25 protein-coding genes are annotated in these 25,759 nt (G+C 42.9%); 5 read left to right on the top strand and 20 right to left on the bottom strand.

Annotated features, from left to right (window positions below):
* Positions 1-489 precede the first annotated feature (489 nt).
* The 9 genes from KHA99_RS12000 to KHA99_RS11965 all read right to left on the bottom strand — a co-directional run bounded on the left by KHA99_RS12000 (position 490) and on the right by KHA99_RS11965 (position 7,968).
* Positions 490-1,650, bottom strand: a complete 1,161-nt coding sequence (locus tag KHA99_RS12000; RefSeq protein WP_213117675.1) for a chromate transporter — start codon at positions 1,648-1,650, stop codon at positions 490-492.
* Between the two features lie 304 nt (positions 1,651-1,954).
* Entirely contained in the window at positions 1,955-2,485 is a 531-nt protein-coding gene (locus KHA99_RS11995; protein WP_213117997.1) for a chromate transporter, read from the bottom strand.
* On the bottom strand, positions 2,485-3,063 hold the full coding sequence (locus KHA99_RS11990) for a chromate transporter (protein ID WP_213117674.1): 579 nt from the start codon (positions 3,061-3,063) through the stop codon (positions 2,485-2,487). Before KHA99_RS11990 ends, KHA99_RS11995 begins: the two co-directional genes overlap by 1 nt.
* 253 nt (positions 3,064-3,316) lie before the next feature.
* Positions 3,317-3,766, bottom strand: a complete 450-nt coding sequence (locus KHA99_RS11985; protein ID WP_213117673.1) for an Lrp/AsnC family transcriptional regulator — start codon at positions 3,764-3,766, stop codon at positions 3,317-3,319.
* 64 nt (positions 3,767-3,830) lie between these two features.
* Positions 3,831-3,932, bottom strand: coding sequence for a cytochrome bd oxidase small subunit CydS family protein (gene cydS / locus KHA99_RS31505; protein WP_372447587.1), 102 nt, complete (start codon positions 3,930-3,932; stop codon positions 3,831-3,833).
* Between the two features lie 15 nt (positions 3,933-3,947).
* The gene (locus KHA99_RS11980; protein ID WP_213117672.1) at positions 3,948-4,973 is read right to left on the bottom strand and encodes a cytochrome d ubiquinol oxidase subunit II; all 1,026 of its coding nucleotides are present in this window, start codon (positions 4,971-4,973) and stop codon (positions 3,948-3,950) included.
* A complete protein-coding gene (locus KHA99_RS11975) occupies positions 4,970-6,319 on the bottom strand; it encodes a cytochrome ubiquinol oxidase subunit I (RefSeq protein ID WP_213117671.1) in 1,350 nt (449 codons plus the stop codon). The genes KHA99_RS11980 and KHA99_RS11975 overlap by 4 nt, the downstream gene beginning before the upstream one ends.
* Positions 6,320-6,619: 300 nt before the next feature.
* Positions 6,620-7,162: a GNAT family N-acetyltransferase gene (locus KHA99_RS11970; RefSeq protein WP_213117670.1), complete on the bottom strand. Its 543-nt coding sequence runs from the start codon at positions 7,160-7,162 to the stop codon at positions 6,620-6,622.
* Positions 7,163-7,386: 224 nt separating this feature from the next.
* The gene (locus KHA99_RS11965; protein WP_213117669.1) at positions 7,387-7,968 is read right to left on the bottom strand and encodes a putative ABC transporter permease; all 582 of its coding nucleotides are present in this window, start codon (positions 7,966-7,968) and stop codon (positions 7,387-7,389) included.
* 320 nt (positions 7,969-8,288) lie between these two features.
* On the opposite strand from KHA99_RS11965, the gene KHA99_RS11960 reads away from it, so the two are divergent.
* The 3 genes from KHA99_RS11960 (at position 8,289) to KHA99_RS11950 (ending at position 10,884) form a co-directional block, all read left to right on the top strand.
* Complete coding sequence (locus KHA99_RS11960) at positions 8,289-8,891, top strand: TetR/AcrR family transcriptional regulator (RefSeq protein ID WP_213117668.1); 603 nt, start codon at positions 8,289-8,291, stop codon at positions 8,889-8,891.
* A gap of 215 nt (positions 8,892-9,106) precedes the next feature.
* Complete coding sequence (locus KHA99_RS11955; protein WP_213117667.1) at positions 9,107-9,826, top strand: ABC transporter ATP-binding protein; 720 nt, start codon at positions 9,107-9,109, stop codon at positions 9,824-9,826.
* 2 nt (positions 9,827-9,828) lie between these two features.
* Positions 9,829-10,884, top strand: coding sequence for an ABC transporter permease (locus KHA99_RS11950; RefSeq protein WP_213117666.1), 1,056 nt, complete (start codon positions 9,829-9,831; stop codon positions 10,882-10,884).
* A gap of 95 nt (positions 10,885-10,979) precedes the next feature.
* Here KHA99_RS11950 and KHA99_RS11945 read toward each other — a convergent pair whose 3' ends face one another.
* The 10 genes from KHA99_RS11945 to prfB form a co-directional block, all read right to left on the bottom strand.
* Positions 10,980-11,675 (bottom strand): Na-translocating system protein MpsC family protein, encoded by a 696-nt coding sequence (locus KHA99_RS11945; RefSeq protein WP_213117665.1) that lies wholly within the window; start codon positions 11,673-11,675, stop codon positions 10,980-10,982.
* A gap of 78 nt (positions 11,676-11,753) precedes the next feature.
* Positions 11,754-12,446, bottom strand: coding sequence for a Na-translocating system protein MpsC family protein (locus KHA99_RS11940; protein WP_213117664.1), 693 nt, complete (start codon positions 12,444-12,446; stop codon positions 11,754-11,756).
* 284 nt (positions 12,447-12,730) lie between these two features.
* Positions 12,731-13,924, bottom strand: a complete 1,194-nt coding sequence (locus tag KHA99_RS11935; RefSeq protein ID WP_213117663.1) for a PDZ domain-containing protein — start codon at positions 13,922-13,924, stop codon at positions 12,731-12,733.
* Between the two features lie 340 nt (positions 13,925-14,264).
* Positions 14,265-15,740: a S41 family peptidase gene (locus KHA99_RS11930; protein ID WP_213117662.1), complete on the bottom strand. Its 1,476-nt coding sequence runs from the start codon at positions 15,738-15,740 to the stop codon at positions 14,265-14,267.
* A gap of 237 nt (positions 15,741-15,977) precedes the next feature.
* Positions 15,978-17,243, bottom strand: coding sequence for a murein hydrolase activator EnvC family protein (locus KHA99_RS11925; RefSeq protein ID WP_213117661.1), 1,266 nt, complete (start codon positions 17,241-17,243; stop codon positions 15,978-15,980).
* 114 nt (positions 17,244-17,357) lie between these two features.
* Positions 17,358-18,251 (bottom strand): permease-like cell division protein FtsX, encoded by an 894-nt coding sequence (gene ftsX / locus KHA99_RS11920; protein ID WP_213117660.1) that lies wholly within the window; start codon positions 18,249-18,251, stop codon positions 17,358-17,360.
* Positions 18,241-18,927 carry a cell division ATP-binding protein FtsE gene (gene ftsE, locus KHA99_RS11915; RefSeq protein ID WP_213117659.1) on the bottom strand — a complete coding sequence of 229 codons (687 nt, stop codon included), beginning with the start codon at positions 18,925-18,927 and terminating at the stop codon, positions 18,241-18,243. Before ftsE ends, ftsX begins: the two co-directional genes overlap by 11 nt.
* Positions 18,928-19,300: 373 nt before the next feature.
* Complete coding sequence (gene cccB / locus KHA99_RS11910; RefSeq protein WP_213117658.1) at positions 19,301-19,633, bottom strand: cytochrome c551; 333 nt, start codon at positions 19,631-19,633, stop codon at positions 19,301-19,303.
* A 51-nt stretch (positions 19,634-19,684) separates the two neighbouring features.
* Complete coding sequence (locus KHA99_RS11905; protein WP_213117657.1) at positions 19,685-20,551, bottom strand: YitT family protein; 867 nt, start codon at positions 20,549-20,551, stop codon at positions 19,685-19,687.
* A gap of 263 nt (positions 20,552-20,814) precedes the next feature.
* A protein-coding gene (prfB, locus tag KHA99_RS11900; RefSeq protein WP_213117656.1) for a peptide chain release factor 2 occupies positions 20,815-21,916 on the bottom strand; the annotation gives its coding sequence in 2 pieces (ribosomal slippage) (positions 20,815-21,843 and positions 21,845-21,916; 1,101 coding nt in all).
* Positions 21,917-22,143: 227 nt separating this feature from the next.
* Here prfB and KHA99_RS11895 point away from each other — a divergent pair.
* Together KHA99_RS11895 and KHA99_RS11890 are read left to right on the top strand one after the other, a co-directional pair.
* The gene (locus KHA99_RS11895; RefSeq protein ID WP_213117655.1) at positions 22,144-22,551 is read left to right on the top strand and encodes a UPF0158 family protein; all 408 of its coding nucleotides are present in this window, start codon (positions 22,144-22,146) and stop codon (positions 22,549-22,551) included.
* A gap of 6 nt (positions 22,552-22,557) precedes the next feature.
* Positions 22,558-24,483 (top strand): YecA family protein, encoded by a 1,926-nt coding sequence (locus tag KHA99_RS11890; protein WP_213117654.1) that lies wholly within the window; start codon positions 22,558-22,560, stop codon positions 24,481-24,483.
* A 165-nt stretch (positions 24,484-24,648) separates the two neighbouring features.
* Here KHA99_RS11890 and KHA99_RS11885 read toward each other — a convergent pair whose 3' ends face one another.
* On the bottom strand, positions 24,649-25,617 hold the full coding sequence (locus KHA99_RS11885) for a hypothetical protein (protein ID WP_213117653.1): 969 nt from the start codon (positions 25,615-25,617) through the stop codon (positions 24,649-24,651).
* Positions 25,618-25,759: the final 142 nt, after the last annotated feature.

Genomic DNA, 25,759 nt, shown 5'->3' with positions numbered 1-25,759 from the left:
TTGTGGATTCAATAAATTTATTTGCGATCCCTCCCTCTTTATTTGCGAAATCCCCTGTTTTATTTGGGATTCTAAATAAGATGGATTGACCCCCATTTTTTATTTGCGGATTTAATAAATTTATTTGCGATTCCGCCCCCTTTATTTGCGAAATCCCCTGTTTTATTTGCGATTCTAAAAAAGAAGTGACGACCCCCATTTTTTATTTGCGGGTTTAATAAATTTATTTGCGATTCCGCCCCCTTTATTTGCGAAATCCCCTGTTTTATTTGCGATTCTAAAAAAGAAGTGACGACCCCCATTTTTTATTTGCGGCTTTAATAAATTTATTTGCGATTCCGCCCCCTTTATTTGCGAAATCCCCTGTTTTATTTGCGATTCCTATTCTAGATGGAGATGCTTCTCATTCGCTCTTTCATGAGGAACAAATTTTTAGAAAACTGCCTTATAAAATAGTAAAAAAGCCGCTCTGCGAAGCAGAGCGACTTCTTATATGATAGAACCGACTACTATTCCCGCCACCACCACAATCCAAGGCGGCAGTTTCCAATAAGCCAACATCGAAAATAACACGGCAGCAAAGGCAAAATCCTGAGGGGCATGAATCGAACTTGTCCAGATCGGTGTATAAAAGGCGGCAATCAGTATTCCGACGACTGCGGCATTTACTCCAGTTAACGCTCCTTTGATACGCGGGCTCCGCCTTAGGCTGTTCCAAAACGGCAGCGTTCCGAAAACGAGCAGAAAAGCTGGCAAGAAAATCGCTATTGTTGCAACGACTCCGCCCTTCCATCCATTGATAACCGCACCAATATAAGCTGCAAAGGTGAACAGTGGGCCCGGTACCGCTTGTGCCGCTCCGTAACCTGCCAGGAATTCCTCTTTTGACAGCCAGCCGGTCGGAACGAATTCGCGTTCCAGCAATGGCAGAACGACATGACCGCCGCCAAATACAAGCGCCCCGGAACGATAAAAGCTGTCGAACAAAGCAAGCCCACTGGAAGAGACTACTCCCCTAAGCAGCGGAAGAACAATCAACAAGCCGAAAAAAATAGCTAGACAGATCATCGCAAAACTCCGTGAAATAGGAAACTGGGCATTCGCTGCTTCTAGATCATTTTCATGATTTTTAAAAATCAACAGCCCAACTACGGCAGATAGCAATATAATAGCTATCTGCGAATAAGCGGTTTGCCACAGTAATACTGTTACAATTGCAGCAAGTGCGATGGCCTTTGTCGGTTTATTCGGCGTCAGTTTTTGCGCCATCCCAAGTATGGCTTGGGCGACTACTGCAACAGCAACAATTTTCAAGCCGTGGATCCAGCCAGCATCATTTATTTCCATTCCTTTTAGAAAAAGAGCCAAAAGAATTAGAGCAACAGCCGATGGAGCGGTAAATCCGATGAATGCCAAGATTCCACCTATTACGCCGCCTCGCATGACGCCAACACCAATCCCCACCTGGCTGCTTGCGGGACCGGGCAGAAATTGGCACAATGCCACCAAATCCGCATAGCTTTTTTCATCAAGCCATTTCCGGCGACGGACATATTCTTCATGAAAATACCCCAAATGAGCGATAGGACCACCGAATGAAGTTAATCCCAACTTTGTTGAAACAAGTAAAATTTCGATTAATGTCTTCACGTTATTTCTCCTATTTTTTATTAAACTTAAATTTCTGCAAGCCAGTCTAAGATACCTTTATTCTAGCATTCTTCGTCTAAAATTAATGGTCTATTACAATGGAATTATTGCTCTTAAAAGTTGTTTGGCGGATTACTTTCAGATTTCGGCGGATACTTTCAAGGGTTTGGCGGATTTTTACCTGGATTTGGCGGATACTATCCTGAACTCGGCGAATAACCCGCGAAGTTTGGCGGATAACCGCAACATCAATCCCTGCAAGAAAAAAGAAGAACCGCGAAGGCCCCCCTTTAAATAGGTATATTCAACTCAAAAACACTGCTCCATAACCTAGTGCCCCCATAATCACGAATGCCGGGTGGATTTTTAATTTTTCCATCAGTACATAGCTGGCAATGACCAGAAACAAGGTTTGCCAGATGCCAATGTTAATATAGGAGCCTGAAAAGAAGTTATAAGCCATGACACCAAGCATAACGGCGATGGCTGGCCTTACGTACAAAGTCATTTTCTTTACTTTCGGGGAATCTTTAAATTTATACAACAGTCCCAGTAGCGAAATCATTAGGATCAACGACGGTGCGACTGTGGCAAACACGGCAACGGCCGCCCCAAGAATGCCCCCTTGCTGGTAGCCGATATACCCCGCCATCTTTGTCGCAATCGGACCGGGCAGCGAGTTTCCGAGGGCCAGCACTTCGCTGAATTCCTGCACCGTCAGCCAGCCATAATGGTCCACCACTTCATTTTCAATCAGCGGAATAGATGATGGACCTCCGCCATAACCGAGAATGCCCGGGATAAAGAACGCCAAAAAGATTTTCCACTGAAGCATCATATTGTTTTCCTCTCTTTTTCAACGACTTCCGTTTCCGCCTTTTTCCCGCGGCCAAATAACGCCCAAGCCAACAGACCGGCTATAAGGACCCCTGGGTGGATCCCGAGGAGTTCCATAATAACAAAACTCACCACGACCATGGCCAAATTCCCTTTCCAGCCCATCCCCTTCTGGCCGTTTTGGAAAAATTGCCAGGTCAGGACAGCGAGCATAACACCCACAACCGGAACGACCGCTTTCGTCATTCCCTGCACCCATGGCTGATCTTTAAAAGAAGACAACGACGTCAGCAAGACAATCATTAAGGCGATGGTCGGAAGAATCGACGCAAGGATCGCTGTGAAAAGCCCAAGGATTCCTGCCACACGATAGCCAATGTATCCCGCCATTTTCGTGTTGATCGGACCGGGTAGGGCGTTGGCGAGGGCCAGGGTGTCGCCGAACTCCTCATCATTCATCCATTTGTAGATACCGACTACCTCTTTGTGGACAAGCGGTATAGCTGATGGGCCGCCGCCAAACCCAAGCATTCCTGACCTGAAAAAGGCCACAAACAAAGCAAGATGTTGTTTCATTTTTATCAATTCCTTTTCGCTCAAAACTACTTGTTAAAAGATATATGCCATATCATTTCGTTTGTTAACTAAAAAGATGAATATAATTAACAATTGGAATAATTTAGATTTTTCATCATTTTAACGCACATCCAGAAGACTGTCTATTATTTTTTTAAAGAAAACTCGCCGGGTGGCGAAGACAGAGGCGTAGTTGCACTTATACATTCTTATTGGCCAAAAAAAATAATCCATGAAGGATAACCTCCAAGGATTATAGTTTTAATCCGGTACGGCTTTTGAAGCGGCGCAGCATGATTTGGCTTTCGACCCGGGTGATGCCTTCCACCGCGTAAAGCTCCTGGTTGATAAATTTTTCAAGCGAAGCAAAATCCTCAACGAGAACGTGCATATGCAGCGTACTTGGACCTGTCATCTGATAGCAGCTTGCCACATTCGGGTTGTTGGCAAGGTTTTCCGCCACCGAGACGAGATACGCCGGCTCGCAGTCAACTTCAAAAAAAGCAGATACCTTTTTCCCGACCGCTTCAGAATTAATAACCACGCTGAATTTTTCAATAATGCCTGACTCTTCCATCCGGTTAACCCGCTCGCGGACCGCCACCCGCGACAAATTCAGTTCCTTGCCAATATCGGCATATGACGCTCGGCCGTTCTCAGCCAGGATGGCAAGAATTTTCCGATCCACTTCATCTATTTTCATCAAATCTCATTCCCTGTAAATGGATGTTTTCGTTCATTTTATCATAATTCATGGGCAATGATATTTATTTTTTAACCGCGTCATCTTTACTGGCAGCCCAGAACGCCGCAGCCACAGAAAGAAATATTACGATAAACGGCGCGTAAAACATTAAGAATTTTTCCAAAAAGAAGCCCCCCCATTATACATGATCATTGCGGTTCCCCTGCACATAATCCTTGTTGAACAAAAACAGCTTGAGCAGCAGGTACAGAGATGGAATGAGCAAACAGAGCCCAGCAATAAAGGCAGTCACCAGCGCGGTGGCCATTGCTTTATTTGTAAAGCCGTCATAAATAGTAAGGTACGGATACAAAAGGTAAGGATAGTGCGATATTCCGTATGCGAGGAAGGCGGCCGTAAACTGCCCAGCCAATAGCACAAAGGCGAACCCATAGGCAATCCTTCTCCAAAGCAAATACACCGTCCCAGCAAAAAACAAAACTGATAGCCCGAACATCCACCATAAATCAAGGAGACGCTCATAGTGTTCGGGATTATGTGTCCTCATCTCCACAATGATACCGGATGCGGTGATAATCGCCGGTCCCGCCCAGGCAAGGGCATATTTTCGAAGCAGATTTGCTGCATTATAATCCTTCGCCTTTTGAGCATACCAGGTCAAAAAGACGGCAGATATATATAAAACCGACGTCAAACTTAACACAACAATGCTCCATGCTAATGGGCTGGTAAATAACACCCAGTAGTCGAGCTCTGGTCCGCCGTTTCTTATTGTGACAAAGCCGCCCTCTGAAATAACCAGCACGATGGACAATGAAGCAGGAATAAATAATCCGGTCAATCCGTAAAGGATGGTGTACCGTCTGTACTTCAGGCCCCCATAGATTGTAAAAGCATAATAGGCTCCGCGTATCGCCAGGAGTATCGTCGCAATACTAGCCGGAACAAGCAGGGTCGAACCGTAGTAATAAGCTGTTTTCGGAAAAAAGCCGACCATCCCGACAAAGAAAAACACTAAAAATACATTTGTCACTTCCCAAACAGGAGAAAGGTAACGCTGAATTACTCTGGTTAAAATGTGTTCTTTTCCCGTGACGACACTAAAAGCATTGAAGAACCCGGCGCCAAAATCAATGGAGGCAACGATGATATAGCCAAACAAAAATACGCCTAGAACTGTTATTCCAAGTATTTCGAGCGTCATTTTAGGTCACCTGCCCTTTCCGCGTCGCGGTCCGCCAGTTCCTGTTCCACCGGATTTTTGCGGAACATCCGAATCAAGACTAGTATGCTGCCAATCCCAAGGATCAGATAAAGCAGCGAAAACAGCATTAACATCGTATCGACCTGACCGCTGCCCGTGGCTGCCTCACTTGTCCGCATGATTCCGCGAAGAATCCATGGCTGCCGGCCTACTTCGGCCATCCACCAGCCTGCTTCAATAGCAATTACCGCCATTGGCCCGCAAAGCACCAACAGCCAGCTAAACCATTTTTTAAAAATAATTCTCCATTTCCGATGCACACCTAGCACATAGACGAATGCCAGGAACGTCAATCCCATCCCGAGGGTGACCATTAAGTCGAATAAATAATGGATATAGAGAGGAGGTTCTTCATTATCAGGGAAACGGTCGAGCCCGATTACTTCTGCATTTGGATTGCTGTGTGCCAAAATACTAAGACCAAATGGAATTTTTAAAGCATATTTCACTTCCCCATTATCAAGAACTCCGTACAGATAAAGCGGTGCGCCTTTCTCTGTTTCAAAATGCCATTCTGCGGCCGCTAATTTTTCCGGCTGGTATTCAGCAAGGTATTTTCCGGAAAAATCGCCGATTACTGCGGTGGCTACGGAAAAGATCAAGCCAAGTTTCATCGTTAAGAAAAGTGCCTTTTTGTGATACACATGCTTGGTGCCCTTTATGAGAAGGCGGTAAGCCCCGATGGAGGCCAGGACAAACGCAGAGGTCATATAGGCCGTGGACAAGACATGGGCGACCTTTGTCGGCATTGCCGGATTGAACATCGCAACCAGTGGACTAACATTCACCAACTGACCTTTTACAATGTCAAAGCCTTGCGGCGCGTTCATAAAAGCATTGACGATAGTAATAAATAGGGCGGAAAAGGAAGCACCCAATGCCACAGGAATTAATAGAAGAAGGTGCTTCTTTTGATTTTTGAAGCGGTCCCAGGTGTAAATGTAGATTCCCAGAAAAATGGCTTCAAAGAAAAAGGCAAACGTTTCCATGAACAGCGGCAGGGCAATGACATTTCCGGCCAACTCCATGAAATTCGGCCAGAGGAGCGATAGCTGCAGACCAATCGCCGTTCCGGTCACAACACCCACCGCCACCGTGATAACAAAGCCCCTTGTCCACCTTCTTGCTAATAAAATGTAGTGTTCATCCTGTTTCTTGATTCCCACCCATTGTGCAATCATAATCATCAGCGGTACCCCGACGCCGATCGTTGCGTAAATAATATGAAAGGAAAGAGTCAGCTCGGTTAAAACCCGGCTGAAAAAAACCGCTTCTTGGTTAACCATTTTTCCTCACTAGACCACCTTTCTAAGAAAATGTTATGTATGTCATCTTTGGTGGTATGGAATTTTTTCGCAGCGTCCTTATGTTCTCCATTTCATCCGGTTTTCATTATCCTGAAAAAATCCGCCCGATGATGGATAATGCCATGATGGCTGCTACCGTAAAGGTGAGCCAAACTAGCATCCGTTCTTGTTTTTTATAAATAGGAATCACTCTCCCATTGTCCAATAATTATTGTTAATTTACTTCAAAATGGTTTTTTATATTAAAACAGAAGAAGAGAAGCGTCAGATTCTTCTCTTCTACTCTATTTCATTTAAAATCGACATCTGAAGATGGTCTTCCCAATTCCCATTAATCTTAATATTTTTCCGTGCAATGCCTTCTTTTTCAAAACCTGCTTTTTCTAGTACACGGATGGAGCCAATATTGGAAGGCATGACACCTGCGGCAATCCGGTGGAGTCCGAGTTCCTTGAAAGCATAATTAACTACTAGCTTCACCGCTTCCGTCATATACCCTTTTCCGTTGTATTGACGGTCAATACTGTAACCGACATAACAGCTTTGAAAAGAATCTCTAACTATGTCGAATAATTCGATATCGCCAATTAACTCGTTCGTTTCTTTTAAGAAGATCCCAAATGAATACTGGGTTTCTAGTTCCCGGCACTGAATGACAAACCGTATCGACCTCAATTGGTGCTCAAAGGAGTAAAAGTGCTCACTTCGCTTAGGTGAAGTTTCTTGGAAAAATTCGCGGTTTTTGATCGTAAGCTGCGTCATCGCCTTCGCATCCTTCTCCTCCAAAAAGCGAAGATAAATCTCCGTTCCTTCCATCCTCAAAATCCTTCCCCCTCTCTGATTCGGATTCCCGTTCCCGCTTCTATTCTATAAACATATGCACCAGCAATCATAAAAATCTATATAAACAAAATTACACATTCATGAAAAAAACTCCTTCTTCCTACGAAAAAAGGAGCATATGCACGTCGCTAGTGTGACTTATGAAGTTATGCAACCGACTGGAGTTATTCAATACTGCTAAAGATGTTAGGGAACGGTACCTGCTATTCCACAGTGTCAAGATTGCTAATAGTTTCAGGCCCCCGTATGTACTTCCGTACTGTCAGTGCTAAATCGGCTATGAAATATAACATGAGGGCTGGCCATGTCCAGTTCCATAGCGTTTCCGAAGCCTCATACATTTTGATAACAGCAGGATGAATCCATTTTAGACATAGGAACGAGAGCACACCCCAGCAAAGGGAAAATGGCAGACAAATATGGCCGTGCAGCTGCATGGGCGTGCCGGAATAATCCCACCACTGCTGTCTGAAAAATTTCTGCAGCAGGGCGCCGCTTATATATTCCACCACGGTGGGAATCGTGAAACATAGCAGCAGCACGAGTGCCAATTGGGAATCCGGTTTAGTTAGCAAAACTAGCAGTACAGGCGCAATGCCATACATCGGTTTAAATGGCCCGTACAAAAAATTGGCTTTAATAAAAGTTCCTTTTGTAAAGAAGTTATAGCTGTTTTCAAGCATCCAGCCGAAAAAGGAGTAGATCGTAAAATAAAAAACGATGGAGGCAGCTTCTTCAAAAAGGACATTTTGCGCATTGATACCATTTAACAAGCTAATCAGCATCGCAATCACCTCTTTAAATTGGAAAATCCATCGTTTATGGTTAGCAGAAGCCCGCCTAAATATTCGGAAATTCAATTTTATTACTTGTTATTAGTAATACTTTCATCATTTTGTCGTTTACTTTCCCAAAAAGAAGTTTTACTTTCCCAAACTGCATGTTTACTTTCCTGTTTTGACAAATTACTTTCCAATTTTGATACTTTACTTTTCAACCCAAAAATCCTTTAACCACTTTTCAATTAATCAACATTGTGTTGATTTATAACTGAGCCATTTATTATATTTAATTTAGATAATAAATATTTTTGGAGGCACCGACAATGGCTAACCAAACACATGATAAACGAGCAGCCCGAACGAAAATGCTAATTCGTGATGCCCTGACAGAGTTAATGGAGGAAAAAGGGTTTGAGGGCGTGACTGTGAGGAATTTGACGGAAAAAGCACAAATTAATCGCGGTACATTTTACCTGCATTACCGGGATAAATACGACTTGCTGGAGCAAAGTGAAGAAGAAATTCTGAAAGAAATAGAAGATAAAGCAAGAGGAATCAATCCGAAAGATGCACTTCACTCTACGAGTCAGGATGAGCCATTTCCTGTCATTCTGAAGTTATTTGAATACTTTCAAGAGAATGCTCGATTTATGAGGGTCGTTTTGGGTCCGAAAGGGGATGCCTCTTTTCAAGTTAAACTAAAGGAATTAATCAAACAGCAATTTTTACAAAATATCGCTTCAAAACTTAATGTGGAAGATATGCTTGTTCCTGCGGAATACTTCATCGCCTTTGTCAGTTCCGCCCAACTAGGGCTGATTCAGCACTGGCTGGAAACGGGGATGAAAAAGCCCCCAAAGGAAATGGCCTTAATTGCTGCAAAAATGATTTTATTGGGTCCTGGGCATGTGGCCGGAATTAAATGAAAACTCGTCGATTGGCGAGTCCGCTAGGACGAAGACAGAGGCGTTTGAATTTATGCGTTAGAAAAGTATAAATTTGTAAAAATTCACACTTTCCTATTAGCCAAAAATAACAATCAACACTTTGCCTCATATTGTTCATTGTAATTGCCCCGGCGGCATTTTAATATGAATATATAGAAACTCAACAATGTGTTGATTAAGGGGGGATCATTAAGATGAATCCAGCCATAAAAGTTGAAAACGTCAGCAAAAGCTTTAGCAAAAAAGCAGTGCTCCAGAAAGTAGACCTGTCAATCGAAAAAGGACAATTATACGGACTCATCGGGCCATCGGGGGCAGGGAAAACCACACTCGTCAAAATGATTGTCGGGATGGAAAAGGCCGATAACGGTGAAATCCAGGTGCTAAACACAAAAATGCCAAATCTCGCCATCCTCCAAGAAATTGGCTACATGGCCCAATCGGATGCATTATATGCCGAGCTGACCGGGGAAGAGAATTTAAAATTTTTCGCTTCGCTATACAAATTGAATAAAGAAGAACAGAAAAATCGGATTGCGTACGCTTCCGGGTTGGTCAACTTGACGGACGACCTAAAAAAAAGGGTATCGGCCTATTCCGGAGGAATGAAGCGGCGCCTGTCGCTCGCGATTGCCTTGATTCAGGATCCGAAAATTTTAATACTCGACGAACCGACTGTTGGGATTGACCCAGAGTTAAAGCTATCAATCTGGAATGAGCTGCTGCGGTTGAAAAATGAAGAGGGAAAAACCATCATCGTAACGACCCATGTGATGGATGAAGCGGAAAGATGTGATTATGTTGCGATGGTTCGCGATGGACGAATTTTAACAAGCGGCACACCAGCAGAATTAAAGGAGAAATACCAAGTAGACCGGTTTGATGAAGTATTTTTAAAAGCGGGGGTGAAGTAGTCATGAGGATTACAGCGCTGATTAAAAGAATTGCCCAGCAGCTTTTCCGTGACAAACGGACACTTGCGTTAATGTTTGTTGCCCCGTTATTAATCCTGACCCTGATGTACTTTTTATTTAACGGCAACACGGTTGACCCCAAATTAGGCGTAGTCAACATCGATGAGAGTCTTGTAAAAGTTCTCAAAAAAGCTGACATCACCGTAAAGGAATATGATAAAGCTGGCAAGAATACCGTTACAGACCATAACCTTGATGGCTTGCTCGTTCAAGAAAACGGTAAACTTAAATTAACGCTGCTAAACGCTGACCCTTCCAAGGCGAAGGCTTTGCAAATGAAGGTCAATCAAGCGGCAGCATCGCTTGCTCAAGCCAAACTCATTCAACAGAACCAAGCCTTGGCAGGGATGGTAACGCAAAAGATGGAAACCAAATATGTTTACGGAGATAAGGACACGGCCTTTTTTGATGTCTTAAGTCCGATTCTGGTAGGTTTCTTTGTCTTTTTCTTCGTATTTCTTATTTCTGGAATCGGGCTCTTGCGTGAGCGGACTACAGGTACACTGGAGCGTCTCATGTCAACACCTATTCGACGGGGAGAAATCGTTACAGCCTATCTGGTAGGTTACGGAATGTTTGCTGTCATTCAAACGGTTATTGTTGTTTTCTACGCTATTAATGTTCTAGATATCGTTCTGGTCGGATCGATTTTTCATGTGATTCTGATTAATTTACTTTTGGCACTAGTGGCCCTTTCTTTAGGGATATTGTTATCATCCTTTGCCGCTTCCGAGTTTCAGATGATGCAATTTATCCCGATTGCCGTTGTTCCTCAAGTATTTTTTGCCGGGATTTTCCCGCTTGAAGGGATGGCCAATTGGCTGCAGGCTATCGCCAAAGTCATACCGATGTATTATGCCGGCGATGCCTTGAAAAGTGTTATGTATAAAGGAGCCGGACTCGGGGATATTTCGGGAGACCTCACAGCACTTGTCATCTTTGCCGCCATCTTTATCGTGCTGAATATCTTTGCGTTGAAAAAGTACCGGACATTGTAGAAAAAGGAAAGCCGAGGGATGTTGGTTCCCTCGGCTTTCTTCATTTACATAAGTATGAATATTATCTAAGTTATCCTTTATCAACCCTTCCATCTCTACTTGAGCACAAAACACATAATACTTCTATCTTCACTAAAGTCCCAATCCACAAAGATATCAGCGACAGGATTATTAAAAATTTCTTCAAAGCGGTTATCATGATGTAAATACAACTTTTCTAGTTCATCCTTTGCGACCATAAGTGTATCTTCATATCCCTTTTCAATTAACTTCTTTTCAATTTGAACTAAAATTCCATCCCGCTGTACCAGATAGATTTTTGGAGAGATAAAGAATGCCTCTGTTCTTTCAGGTCTTTTTTGAACTAAAATACTAATTCTTTCAACTTCATCCGTTAATAGCGTTAAATCAATAGGGCGGTCAATATTCTGAAGGTTTTGTTTAGCGATCTCACCTTCAAATTGGACAGTTATCATGCCTGTATTTTGTGGATAATTCCAATCGTGGTAAAACGATTCTACATTTTGTTCAAATTCTAATTCGATAATTGCCTTCAATTGGTACAGGACCGTTTTCATGATTATATTTCGGGAAATTTCGACGTTATCTGAATTGCCGTTCTCAAGCAAAGTGGATTCCAAAGGAGACAAAAACCCTCGTATGTAAAAAATCAGAAATCGCTCGTTCGCATAAGCAATGCAGGATTCCGGGCCACGACCAAAATTTTTCCTTAACAATTTGCTAGTTAGGCTGCTTATATCCATTAACTTTTGCTGCAGTGTTGATGACATAAGTGATTTGACCTCTCTTTCGACAAAGGCAAAAAAAGACTGCTTAACATTATCATGTCCAGGCAGTATGATTACTATTTAGTAATAAACCTTGTTGAAGCTAAAAATCAAATAGCTTTTATTATGTTTACAATCCCACATCAAGAATATATCCTGGATTGACCTATTAAATATTTTTTCAAATAATTCCCTATTCTTAAAGTATCCCTTTTTTATTTCTATAGTATGAGTTAATAATAGGTCTGTTTGCCCTTGTTCCAATAACAAGTATTCCAGTGGAAGCTTGCTCTCTTGAGATTCAATCGCACAAATATTCTGCGTATACTTGACAACCTTAAGATTGTACGGGATTTTATGCAGCTGTGAACCTACCATTCGTACTGTTTGATATAACTTCCTTTCAAACTCTTCATCTATCTTTACATCCGGATTGAAAGTATTATCCACTAATAACAAAATACCGGAGTTAGTATGAAAGTTCCAATCTTGATGAAAGGAATCGAAGGAAATCTTTAAAAGCTGCGATGCCTCTTGCATTAACTCGTTGGATAATGCAGATATTACAGAGGAGCGATATCTCATTACTAAGTTATACTCTTTTTTGTCGGTTAAGACTTCTTCTGCAGGTGTCTTAAAGTTACGAATATAGATATATAATCGGTTTTCTTTTAACACAGAATAACAGGTTTCAGGGCCCTTCCCAACCCCCTGCTTGATAATTCTACTGAAAGAACTGCTTACAGATAGCAGATCTTCTTGCGTTGCAACCATTCAAATCCCCCTTATAAAAATAAAAAGGCCTAACTTCACAAAAAGGAAGTTAGGCCACGGTCAAGACGACTAATAATAATAGTTTCTACCATTTACCATCACAATGATTTATAGATTATCAAAAAAGATACTTTTAGTTAGTATGATATATCTAATGACTGCAAGACATTAGACATATATCATCATAGCATCATTTACATTGGATAACAACAGGTCCTGATGAAAAATTAACGAATGAATGTTTCATGGGTGCAAAAACCCCCATTTTTTTAATACCAGCTACATTACCCTGTCTTTTTCCCATATTTCCGTTGTTCCTGTACAAAAAGGATTCCAAGTTCATGGTGTTCACCTTCGAAAAGGGCACGCTGGACGAAGCGGATCTCGCTGTTGGTATCGAGAACGTCAAGCTTGCAGTGGGCGCGGTTCTTTTGCAGCGCCTCATAGAAGGTCGATTCATCACGAATTTGCATTCCGTTCACTTTCGCAATGGTTTCCCCAACCTTGAGACCCATTTTATCTGCCGGCGATTGCGGAATGATGCCTATGATCATCAAGCCGTTATTTTTTTTCGAAAAATAAACTGGTTTGTTGTCATCCTTTAAGTAAGCGAATAATGATATAGCTTCCCGGCCGATGACAGCAAGTCCGACTGTCACAATCGATGCTAGCGGATACCAATAGCCTGCTACTGAAAGTAAGGTAATCAATACACCAAGCGTAATAACTTGACGGCCATGCTTTTTAACGGCTTCACTTGGAAGCATCCCTTTGATTTGCTGATGAAAGCTGATAGCGAAGGGTACTAGAATAAGAGAATATTCTGTAACACCCAAATGGAATACCGGCCACCAATCGAATGGCAGTATTAATGCATTTCCCGGTACCAGCATAAGCATGGGAAGCATCCAGAGGCGCTTCACCTCATGGGCACCAATGCTTTGGCCGCGTTTGCTCTTAACCAGCTTTGGTGAAGTCCCCTTGGTACCATTTTTGAAAATAAGGATCCCTTCAGCGATTATGAGGAAACCCAAAATGACCACGATGGATGGATAAATCCTGTCACTAATCTGGTTAAAGGCTTTTGAAAAAAACGGAATTGACCAATTGTTTTGCGCAAACAGGATGACCGCAAAGAAAGCAGCCCCAACCGTGTAAGCCGGAGACATCCAGCGGACATTTGTGGTCAGTGACCACAAAAGGGTCGTCCCCACGACTAGCAGGATTGCCGCAAATGGCACAGCGATTCCCACGGCGACTACAATGGCCGAAAGAATTACGCCGATAATAAGCCCGAGAGGAAACAACTGCCGCAATTCAAAATAGGCATCCTCGGCCCGCACATGGAAATTTTTCCGTTCACGTTTTACCCTCATTACACCCAAGATTCCTGCAAGGAAAACGAGATAGTATAAAACAGGATGAAGAAATAACTTGCCTGTCCCTTTGAGAAGTTCCACAAGCCATATTTGTACCAAATCCTGTCACCTGCCTCTATCAAAGTTTCTAGTAATGGAATTTAAAAGTCTCTAAGTTTTATTTTACCAAATTAAAACCATAAAACATATTGCTAGATTATAGAAACTTTTAAATTAGTTATTTTGGAGCGGGCCGGTTTTATGGGGGATTACGGTTATCCGCCGAATCTGACTGGATATCCGCCAAATTTGTGAAGTTATCCACCGGATTTTTCTAATATCCGCAACCTGATAGAGCTTTCCGCCAAAATACGAATGGTATCCGCCAAATCGGATTCAAGAGCACAAAAAAGCAGCACCCCTCTATCCAAGGGCCGCTGCTCTGCTGCAAAAATGCACCCTATTTCGCCGCCAGTCTCAATGCCGCTTGCAGCTGCAGGTCGTTTTTCTCTTTTTTCATTTCTTTCATCGCGGCTTCCTCTAGTTTGGAGGCCGTTTTCGCGTCAATTTTCCCAGTAACCGGTAGGTCGTGATTTTGCTGGAAGCCTTTCACGGCTGCCGCAGTTTCCTCACTGAAATAACCATCCGTCCGCCCAGGAGCAAGCCCCAACCCGTCTAGAATCTCCTGAGCATTCTTCACCTGTTCATTGTTCATGTCCTTAACGAGTGGCTTTTCAATCTGAAGCGGATGGGTAGAGAAGATAACCGGCTGCTTAACGGCCACATCTGGCTTGATGCCCTTCTTATGAATCCAATTTCCATCCGGAGTCAGCCATTTATATAATGTCAGCTTGATGTTGCTGCCGTCCTCCATCGGCATCGCCTGCTGAACAGTGCCCTTGCCGAATGTTTTCTCTCCGACAATCGGGTAGCCGGCCGCTTCCTTTAACGCTCCAGCTAAAATTTCCGAAGCTGAAGCACTGCCTTTGTTTGTAAGAACGACTACCGGATACGGTTTTTTCTCAGTTATCGTTGAAAAAAAGCGCCGCTTGTCGCCATTTCTCTCCTGAATTTGAACGTAAGGTTTGTCGTTTGGAATAAACTCTTTTAAAATCTCGTCAACACTCTCGAGGAGTCCGCCCGGGTTACCGCGCACATCAAGCACGAGTCCTTTAATTTTGTCATCCTCTAACTCTTTTAAGCTCTTTTTAAAATCTTCATCTGTTTGATCAGAAAAAGAAGTAATCTCGATGTAGCCGACTTTTTTGCCGTCCTGCTTTTTGACTGAGGAATGGACAGTCTCAAGCGGAATTTCATCGCGCTTTACTTTTACTGTCAATGGCTCCTTAAGGCCTTTTCTGGCAATCTCTAAAGTGACGGTTGTCCCCTTTTTGCCGCGAATTTTGAGCGTGGCTTTATTCAGGTCGAGTCCTTCAACAGAGGCCCCATCCACCTTTAAAATTTGATCATTTGGCTTGATTCCTGCTTTTTCAGCTGGTGAATTTTTAAAAGGTGAGACAATAACAATTTTACCGTCGACCATTCCCACTTCGGCACCAATTCCTTCGAAGGAGGATTCCAACGTTTGTGTAAATTGCTGGGCTGTATCCTTATCCATATAAACGGAATATGGATCCTTTAATACCGAAAGCATCCCTTGGATGGCGCCCTCAACCAGCTTATCTTGGGCTACTTTTTCAACATAGTTATCCAGGATCAGTTCATAGGCCTTCTCCACCTTTTTCAAGTCCTTAACTTCTGTTTCGGACGCCGCCGTCTGGACATTGGCAGCTTTAGGCTTGTTTTGCGGGATCAACGCCTGTTCTAGCTGGGAAGATGCATCCTTCTTCTCTAAAAACTGCATACTCGCATAGGTGCCACCTGCCCCTGTTATCAGCGACCCTGCCATCATCAAGGCTATCCATTTTCGATTCATTCAAAGGTCCTCCTCATATAGTACGCCTAATAATCTATTTTCTAAAAAGGCTCCGAATTCCTGCCCGATTATTAAGATATATGTAAGGAATGGACGAGTTATGAGTGTCTGAGAGGATAAATGAAAACTCGCCGATTGGCAAGTCCGATAGGACGGTTCATGATGCAAAGTTGACATTGTACGCTATTAGGAAAAAAACAGGCGGAGCCTCTGCTCCGCCTGTTTAAGTTATTATGTTTACAACGGTACAATTCCCACCGGATTGATGGCCGCATGGTATTCCCATTTGCCTCTGTATAGCTCGAAGTGCAAGTGCTGGCCGTGGGAGTCGCCAGTGTTCCCCATAAGTCCGATTTGCTGGCCTTTTTTCACGGTAGTGCCTTCGCCCACCATTCTCGTGCTCATATGCGCATAAACGGTTGTATAATACTGACCATTGATATTATGCAAAATGTAAACGACGTTTCCATAACTGCTTGAGAAATGAGATACATACACTTCTCCATCTGCTGCGGCAACGATTGGCACAGAGCCCGCCTTGGCAATGTCGACGCCATAGTGGAAGCCGCCATCTCGCCCACCGTATCCTGAGGTAATGATACCTGCAGCCGGTCTTGTGAAGCTGCCTCCCGAAACCGGTGGTGCTACAGCTACAGTATTGCTGCCATTGCCGGACGGCTTAGCAGCGGCTGCAGCTGCTGCGGCTGCGGCTGCTGCGGCTGCTGCCGCTTCCTGGGCTTTGATGGATCTTTGAATTGCAGCCTCCTGAGCAGCAAGAATCTGCTCCTGCTCCTGCATGTCCACTACATATTCCTGGGCTTCTGCTTTTTGGTCAGCTATCGTAGCCAATAAATTATCTTTTTCAGCCCGTTGTGCGCTTAATTGTTCGTTCATTTTTTTCAAATCTGCGACCATCGTTTCTAAACTAGCAAGATCCGATTCTACTTTTTTCTGCTTTTCTTCCACTTCAGCTTTGTCAGCCTCGTGTTGCTTTAAAATATCCTGGTCTGCCTGCATGAATGTGGCTACCGCGCTTGCCCGGTCAATAAAGTCACTAAAGCTCTGCGACCCCAGCAAAACATCCAGGTAATTTATTACAGTTCCATTCGCCTGATAACTGCGGACCCGGTCCTTCAAAAGGACATTTCGTTTTTCAATCCGTTCCTGCAAGGCCTTTATATCTTCCTGAAACTTGGCGATTTCAACCTTTGTTTCGTCAATCTTTGCCGTTTTTTGATTGATTTTACTCGTTGTGTCGTTCATGGCAGCTTCAAGACGGCTGATTTCATTGTGAACACTGTTTTCTTGATTTTGCAGATCATTAATTTTTGCATTCGCATCGTTAATTCCTGACTTAAGTTCGGACCGCTGGCTGTGGATTTTATTCTGCTCACCCTTCAGACTGGAAATAGAGGCTGCTTTTGTTGTCAGCGGCAAGCCTCCAAGGACAGTCCCAAGTCCGACGGTGGCAGCAGCGGTCAGCGTAATTATCGTCTTCTTCATTCCGATTTCTCCCTCGTTTCTCTCTCTAATCGGTTAATCGTCCCTATTTTTCAAATGATTCTATAAAACACACAAAATCAGGAAGGAACAATATACGGTTCCCTCCTGATCTTATTAAACTTTTAAAAATTTCCTTACCGACATGACACTGCCCCAAACTCCGATAAAGGCACCCATTAATAGGAGGATACCGGCAACTTGGTAGAAGAATGGATCAAACGGAAGGATTTTGATAAATGTCCCAACCAGCTTAGGGCTAATATAATCGTAGGCTCGGTAATAAGCGATGCCGATTAAGATGATCGGCAAGATTGAACCGATAATTCCAAGCCATAACCCTTCAAGGAAGAACGGCCAGCGAATAAAGGAGTTTGTCGCTCCTACCAGCCTCATAATCTTAATTTCTCTTCTTCTCGCAATAATCGTAATTTTGATCGTATTGGAAATAAGGAAGATCGCCGTAAAGAACAAGCCTAGGATTAACACAACTCCGACATTTCGGCTAGCTTTAATGAACTTAAATAGTTTTTCAACCTTGTCCTGACCGTATTTGACCTTGGCGACATAATGGAGCTTTTCCACTTTTTTCGCGGCCTTCATCGTGTCGGTTGGATTTTTTGTTTTTACAATAAACACGTCATTTAAAGGGTTATCCTGTTCAAAAAGCTTAAAGGCTTTCCCTTCTTCACCCATGCTCTGAACTAAATCTTTCAATTCTTGTTCCTTAGGAGAAAATTTGACACTTTTCACCTCAGGAATGGCCTGAATCTGTGCCATCAAGGCATCCTGATCCTGTTTGTTGGCAGCAACATCGATATGAACGCGGATTTGCACGTCCTCTTCAATCGTATCGGCCACTTTATTTAAATTCATCATAATCACAAAAAAGACACCGACTAAGATAAGGGTAACGGTAACGGCCCCCACTGACGCAAATGTCATCCAGCCGTTTCTTTTAATACTTTTTAAGCTTTCCCGGGCGTGACGGCCAATTGTTCTAATTTTCATAACCGTATTCACCTCTTTGTTCATCACGCGCAATTCTTCCGCCTTCAATAGCGATGACGCGATGTTTTAAAGTATTGACTATCTCTTTGTTGTGGGTTGCCATCACGACAGTTGTGCCGCGATTATTGATTTCTTCAAAAATTTTCATTATCTCCCATGATGTATCAGGGTCAAGGTTCCCTGTCGGCTCATCGGCAATAACGAGTCTTGGTGAGTTAACAATGGAGCGGGCAATCGAAATACGCTGCTGCTCACCGCCGGAAAGCTCGGAAGGAAGCATTTTAATTTTATGCTTCAAGCCAACAAGATCCATAACTTCCATGACACGTTTCTTGATTACCTTCGGCTGCGCCTCAATAACCTCTAAAGCGAATGCGACATTTTCATAGACTGTTAGTGTTGGAAGCAGTTTAAAGTCTTGGAAGACAACGCCAAGGTTACGGCGGAATAACGGAACCTTGCTCATCTTTAACTTTGCAAGATTCGCTCCGTTGATCGTGATTGTTCCTGAGGTTGGAACTTCTTCGCGGTACATCATTTTAATAAATGTCGATTTCCCGGCACCGCTCGGCCCTACGACATAGACAAATTCACCCTGATTAATCCGGACGTCAATCCCATTGATAGCAGAAACGCCATTCGGATATTTTTTATATACTTCCTGCATTTCTATCATAAAGATCACCTATTGTTTTAAGTTTGTTTTACAAATTTCGACAATACGGACAAAATAGCTACAACTATATGCATAATTCTGCATAATAGTATTATAACATCATAATTTGTCAAAAAAAGTGGTATTTATATTACAGTTTCTTTTCAAAAATACAAAAAGAGACATGTTTTTTTACATATAACAATATTGTTAGGAAATTCATGTTCTTTTGTCGAATTTTCTTCACGGACCATATTAGGATAACATACATAATTTGAATGTCCAAACATTAGGGGGAAGGAGATTCTGGAAAAAGTAGTTAGGATTAAGATTTTTTCCGGGGGTAAAAAATTAAAACGCCCTGTTAATGAACAGAGCGTTTCTTGGGTAGTTTTTACTTTTTCGCAGATAGCCATTCAGCCACTTTGTCAGCATCATCACCAGTAATGACGCCTGCTGGCATTCCGCCGCGGCCATTATGAATGATATCTAGGATTTCATCCTTGGAATACTTAGAACCAACCTTTGTTAGGTTAGGCCCTACTCCACCTTTAAGATCTCCGCCGTGGCAGCTGGAGCATTTTTGATCAAAGATCTTAGCAGCTTCATCACCGGTTGCAGTGTCTTTACCACCGCCGCCAGTGTCCTTGTTCCCGCCGCCCCCGCAAGCAGCAAGTCCCATTACTAATGATGTTCCTAATAACAATGTTAGCAACTTTTTCTTCATTGTTACTCCCCCTAATGTAAATAATCCCATCACTGATTAATTATACCAATGTTATGGGCGTTTGAAACCCTCCCCTAACACCTCTGCAGCATCCATTACCACGACAAAAGCAGACGGGTCAAGGGTTTTGACCAATTGTTTCAATTTTGTGAACTCCGTTTGATCCACCACACACATCAAAACTGGGCGTTCATGCTCGGTGAAACCACCGTATGCTGATAGTTTTGTCACACCACGGTCTATTTTATGCAAAATCCCTGCACGAACTTCTTCTTGTTTATTTGTAATTATCATCGCCATCTTTGACCGGCCAAAACCGACCTGAACCAAATCAATGGTTTTGCTGGTTACATACAGTCCGATTAATGCATATAAGCCTTTTTCAATATCAAAAACGATAGCTGCAGTGAGGACGATGAGGCCGTCAATCATAACGACACATCTACCTAGGGTAAAACCAGTGTATTTATTGATGATCTGTGCGGCAAGGTCGGTTCCGCCAGTCGATGCATTTCCTCTAAAGACAATCCCAAGACCAAGACCAACGCCAATCCCGCCGAACAAAGCGCCGAGTAGTGCATCATGTGTCCACGGCTCCCAATTTCTTGTTAGGAAAACCACGAACGGAAGAAAAACAGTGCCGGCTAGTGTTTTGACGCCAAATTGTTTTCCAAGCAGAACTACACCAGCGATAAACAGCGGAATATTGAATGCCCATTGGACGTATGCGGGCTCAAGGCCGAGCACGGATTTTAAAATAGTACTGATGCCGCTGACTCCACCCGAGGCAATTTGGTTTGGCAAGAGAAAAACGTTGAACGTAATCGCAATAATGGCTGCACCGACCAGAACAAAAAGGTAGTCGGCGGCAATTCTGGTTTTTGGATAAGTGTTTGTTAATTTGCTCAATATATTCATGAAATGATACCTCTCTTATTAAATTCCGATTGAGAGTATAGCACGGGAAAAATATGGTGTAAATGGCATTAGGCTAACGCGATAAAGGGGTAAATTTTTATTAGCATATGTTCTTTGGAGAAATTTCATAAGGGAAGCTAGAGGGCATACTCGAATCACTAGAAGAAACCGTTAATCTTCATTAAAGCTACCATGATTGGCAACAATCCCAAATAAAAGCCTTTGCCAACCAAGTTGACAAAGGCTTTTATTTGGGATATCGATTATGAAATCCTTGAACGCAAATATGAATTAATAAACTGATCCAATTCCCCGTCCATAACAGCCTGAACATTACCAGTTTCGGCACCAGTACGGTGGTCTTTTACCATTGAATACGGATGGAAGACGTAAGAGCGAATTTGACTTCCCCAGCCGATTTCCTTTTGTTCGCCGCGAATTTCCAAAAGCGCCTTTTCCTTCTCTTCAATTTCCCGTTGGTAAAGCTTGGCTCTTAACATGTTCATGGCCCGCTCGCGGTTTTGAATCTGGGATCGCTCGGTTTGGCAGCTTACCACAATGCCGGTCGGGAGATGGGTAATTCGGATGGCTGATTCTGTTTTGTTAACGTGCTGTCCGCCCGCGCCACTTGAACGGTACGTATCAACCCGTAAATCCTCTGTCCGAATTTCAACCTCGATATCATCGTTTAGTTCCGGCATCACTTCACAGGATGCAAAAGATGTATGTCGCCGGCCGGAAGAATCAAACGGCGAAATCCTTACCAAGCGGTGAACTCCCTTTTCTGCCTTCAGGTAGCCATAGGCATTATGCCCTTTGATAGCGAGGGTCACGCTTTTGATGCCTGCTTCATCACCCGGAAGATAATCAAGGGTTTCTACCTTAAAGCCCTTTTTCTCGGCCCATCTTGTGTACATTCTTAGCAGCATTGAGCCCCAGTCCTGCGACTCTGTTCCACCGGCACCCGGGTGAAGCTCAAGGATTGCATTATTTTTATCATACTCTTCACTTAAAAGAAGCTGCAATTCAAATTGACCTAACCGGTCTGTCAGCTGCTGAAGCTCTTCTTCCAGTTCAGCCTGAAGCTCGGCATCGCTTTCTTCTTTCACCAACTCATAGGTCACTTCCAGGTTCTCAAATGATTCGTTCAGTTCATAAAATTCATGAACCTGGTCCTTCAAGCCATTGGCCTCGCTGATTACTTTCTGGGCCATTTCTTGGTCATTCCAAAAATCGGGGTGGAGCATTTCATCCTCAAGCTCCGCAATTCTGGCTTCCTTGTTTTCTAGGTCAAAGAGACCCCCTAAAGTCGGCTAATTTCTTAGCCGTAATTTCAAGTTCATTGCGAATTTCCGCTAATTCCATTTTCGTCACCTCTAAAAAGTTATAACATTTATTATAGATTATTCTGAAGTTGCTGGTTAGTCCTTGTTAATTATAACTTGAGAAGTGGGAAAAATTCAAAAAAAGGCGTTGAATTTTTCTTTTGGATATTTTTGGCACTAATCTAGAAATTCTCCCCTAAAACCTTTGTATTTTCCTATATGAATCTGTCGAAAATGGTACTATTGAATAAGAGCAGGTGGTAACATATGAATTTATTGGATGAATTGATTGATACATATTTAATGAACAATATCGGACAGTCTTACCTGGATTTGGAGACGAAACAAGTTGTCTATGACGGAGACCCACTCATAACCGACGAAGAAGGAATAGACTGGGATGATGAGAAAAATATAGACCGTTATATTGAGATTCCAAGCATCGAATCTTTTGAAGCATTTCGGCTAATGGAGCTATTTGCAGCACAGGTTAATGATGACAAAAAAAGCGAGCCGCTGTTTCGAGCGTTAAGTAGCAGTCATCGGCCTTTTCGTAAATTTAAAGATGGGCTGATTGTAGCCGGGCTTGAAAATGAGTGGTATGCCTTTGAATATGGGTATGCAAAAAAAGAAATGGAAGAATGGTTAGAATTTATAGAGAAAAAAGAGGTGTAAAGCGAGATGGAGAAACCAAGCCGGAATGAACCATGTCCTTGCGGGAGCGGAATAAAGTATAAAAAGTGCTGCGGTGCAAGTGAAGCTGTGTCCATCACCCATTTACTGGAAAGTGAAGCAGACGAGCTGCAGAAGCAAATGATTCATTTTGCGTTCAATTATTTTGGCGCGGAAATCGAAGATGATTTTGAAATGTTCATGGAGTATAGCAGCCTCGAATTAGAGGATGAAGAAGAACGGGAATTCTATGAAGTGGTTCATGCCATCTGGTTTTCCCTTTTTGAAGAATTGGATGACGGAAAAAAAGTTATTGAGAAATTTATAGCTACAGAGGCTGGAAAAATTAAGCGGCCCAAGCTGAAGAAAATTTTTCAAACTTGGACAAAGGGGCGTACAATTGCCGGGAAAGTCTTAAAAGTTGAAAACAACAAGCTGACAGTAGAGGATGGCTTTACGGGGGAACAGCATGAGACAATTATTACAGGTACGCCGGCTGATTTTGAGGAAGGCACATTCCTTTTGGGTTTGTTGGTACCATTTGACCAAAACTTTGCATTTTTCCCGGCGCCATTTGATTTGCCGGATTTAAAACCTGAAGTTGCTTTTTCTTATATTGAAGATAGCAGCATCGCCGCAGACTATCCGTCCCCACAACAGTATTTAGATGATTTTTTTATTGAAGTTTTGAGCGAACTGCCGATGGTTGGCGGCCTAATCGAAACGGATGACATAGAATGGCCAGCCCCAATTTACAAGGAGGTTGCCGACCTTTTCAAAGCACAAGCAGAAGCTTTTGACACGCCTGCGCCAGTTGTGGACGCTGGGATTGTGCTTTGGTTTAGTTATTGCCAGAAGCGGAAAAAGCGGATTCAGAACCCGAATCTATATGCCGCCGGGCTGCATTATTTAATGCAAAAAATGATGCCGATGCTGGAAAAAGTATTTACACAAAAGGAGCTTGGGCAGATATACAGCGTGTCCGCGAGGTCCATTTCCACAATCTCATCGGAGATGGAAAATGTCCTGAACCAAGAAATAAGCGAAATGATGAATATTGTGTACGGGGTTGACGAGGAACCACAATTTGAAGAAGCGGAGGTCATTGAGTTTCCGAAAGGAAAAGATGAAAAGGGGCGTAGAGGAAACCCCAGTAAGGCTTCCGCCTTTACTATAAATATTCCTGACAAATTGCCAAAGAAGGTTTCAAGACGAGATGAGCACCGTGCTCAGGAATTGGTTTTTGAGGCCTTGCGTTCTGAAGTCGTTACAAAACTTCAACTGATCCAGGAAGCACTAAACATTAATCCCTATTGTGTCGATGCTTATGTTTTACTTGGTGACCTTGCCGAAAACCCCGAAGAAGCGGCAGAATTGTATTATCATGGCCTGCAGGTCGGCGAAAAACATCTCGGCAAGGAGTTTTTCTTGGAAAACGAAGGGGATTTCTGGGGGCTAATTGAAACAAGACCGTACATGCGGGCAAAGTTCAATTATGCCGAGACAATCTTTTTGTTAGGGAATATTGACGAGGCAATAGAGCATTATGAGGAACTGCTCATATTGAACACAATGGATAATCAGGGTGTCCGGACTTCCTTGTTTGTGGCTTACATCGAAAAAGAAGAATATGAAAAGGCCGAAGCTCTGTTAGAAAAATATAATGAGGAAACAACAGAAACCACCTACAATAAGCTTTTGCTAGAGCTGCTCACGAACGGCAACACAGTAAAGGCAAAAACGTTGGTGAAACAGGCAAAAAGCAGTAATAGGTTTGTGTTATATTACCTAACCGGCAAAAAGAAGCTGCCGAATGATGCGCCTGAATATTACGGTTTCGGGGATGAGAACGAAGCTATTGTGTATGCGTCGATGCATTTGCATTTGTGGGGGAAGGTTGACGGGCTGAAGGAATGGTTGTTAAAGCTAAGATAAGAAGTCTAAATTATAGGGATGGCAAAAATTCTAAGATTGAAGGAAACTTGGCTGTTCGATATTTTTTCCATTTACCAAATAGCTTGTATATTAAATGCTAAAAAAGGGGCTACCAAAAAGCCAAATTTTTTGGAAAGCCCCTTTATCTATTTTTCCGTTAGTAAATTAATTTGCACTACGTGAATCTTCGTAACTGCCCTTTGAGTGACAGGTTGCACACTTCGAATGGATGTCCTTATGGACAGTATCCCTGGAGTGACAGGACGTACAAGATGTATTTTTATCTTTTATCGCTTGCACCACTGCAGGATTCGTACTTTGGTGACAAGTATTGCAAGTGATCGGGTTGCCATTTGCATCTTGTCTGCCATCGCGGGCATGTTCGTTCGTTAGTGATTTTGCGTGGCATCCTGTACAATCCGGTTCATTATTTGCCTTATGAAGTTCCGGAATATCGTGATTGTTCAAAAGTCTGGTTGGTGTAGACTGATATCCTGTATAGCCTTTGACCTGTGATCCTGGCTGGTGGCAGAGGATACAGTCATTCATTTCACGATTCTCCGTTACCCTTAATGGCATTGTAGCATCAACATTGGTTGGTTGATATTTGATCGATGGTGTTGATCCGTGTGGAGCGTAAGCAAATGTCCCATCAGGGTCTTCATGGCACTGACTGCAGTTAGACGGGACGGATATATAATTGTGACAGTTATCACAACGATTGTTTGAATGTGTTCCATTAAAGTATAACTTTTTGATATGAACACTTTCTAAATCCCCATTGCTTCCCTCAATGCGATTGGCCTGGTGACAGGAAGTACAGTTGGAAATATTTGAATCCTTCATATCTGGGTAGGTATTGGTATAGAATTTCCACTCTTTATTAATAGATGTACCTGACAGGTCGGACGCTGCGATGGAAACAGTATGGTAAGCTTCATTTTCCAAGGCGTCAGAAGGAGTGTAGCTTACTAAACCGGAACCTGCATCATAGGTGAAACCAACAGGGTGTCCATCCAATTTAAATATGATGGAATCGCCATTAATTGTGCCGTTTGGCGATGTTATTGTTGCAGAAATCGCTGGTTTTAGATTCTTAACACCGTATTTAAAAGGAATGGCATTCGAAACCACTGGTTTGACAGAGACAGTAAATTTCCAGTTGCGGGTGATGCTGTTACCTAATTTGTCTTCTGTATATAAGGACAGGGTGTGTTGACCATTTCGAATCGTACCGGTGTACGTAATGTAAGCAGTTTTCCTGGATGTAACAACA

Origin of the sequence: Neobacillus rhizophilus (genome assembly GCF_018343535.1) — a bacterium.
Taxonomy (GTDB): domain Bacteria; phylum Bacillota; class Bacilli; order Bacillales; family Cytobacillaceae; genus Neobacillus; species Neobacillus rhizophilus.
Note: the sequence above shows the minus strand (reverse complement) of the source record. Positions and strands in the feature narration are given on the sequence as shown.